The 617-nt window shown below is 43.8% G+C and carries 1 protein-coding gene; it reads left to right on the top strand.

The window, feature by feature from the left end; genetic code table 11:
• The first annotated feature begins 222 nt into the window (after positions 1–222).
• Complete coding sequence (locus FKN93_RS17530) at positions 223–495, top strand: hypothetical protein (protein WP_170905781.1); 273 nt, start codon at positions 223–225, stop codon at positions 493–495.
• Positions 496–617 lie beyond the last annotated feature (122 nt).

Raw genomic sequence — 617 nt, 5'->3', positions numbered from 1 at the left:
GTTCTGAGTGAAATCATCACGTCAGTCGTTGAGAAGAAACCGTACCCGAACGTTTTTGATCTATAAACTGCACATGCTTCTTCAGGCATGGTAAGTCAAGATACCTCGGTGAACGCTTACGTTTTTTGTGGTTACGGTGTTATGCGGAAGCTTGGTAGTGGCGTTGGTTGCCCCTTAACCGGGCGTTATGTGCTCGACAGCTATGGAAAATTGGAGATATTGATGGAATTGGATAAATTTGTTGCACAATCAATAGCTATGATATGCAAAGGTGTACATGAAGCTCAAATGGAAGTCGCTAAATATGGTGCTTCGGTAAATGAAACTCCACTAAGTGACAGAGGGGCAGTAGGTGAATTGAAAGCACCAAATAAGACTCTAATGCAAACGGTAGAATTTGATGTTGCTGTAACCACTGAAGACAATGGTAGCGGGGGTGCAAAGATTTCTGTTCTTGGTTTAGGCTTAAGTAAAAAGGGTGAGACAAAAGACTGAAGGATCCCCTCATAAATCACCCAGCGCATAACCATATTGGTGAAGTTGCCGTGTAAGCTCTGCCCCTGCTTCGAGCAGCTCTAACGTTGTAATTTCGTAGTCTGACCTGCGTAGAACTTCCA

It is taken from the genome of Vibrio sp. A8-1, assembly GCF_013048685.1.
In the GTDB taxonomy this organism is placed as follows: domain Bacteria; phylum Pseudomonadota; class Gammaproteobacteria; order Enterobacterales; family Vibrionaceae; genus Vibrio; species Vibrio metschnikovii.
This window is presented reverse-complemented; position numbering and strand designations above follow the sequence as displayed.

Coding starts and splice junctions, on each gene's coding strand:
- FKN93_RS17530 (WP_170905781.1), top strand. CDS start 223: ATGGAATTGGATAAATTTGTTGCACAATCAATAGCTATGATATGCAAA.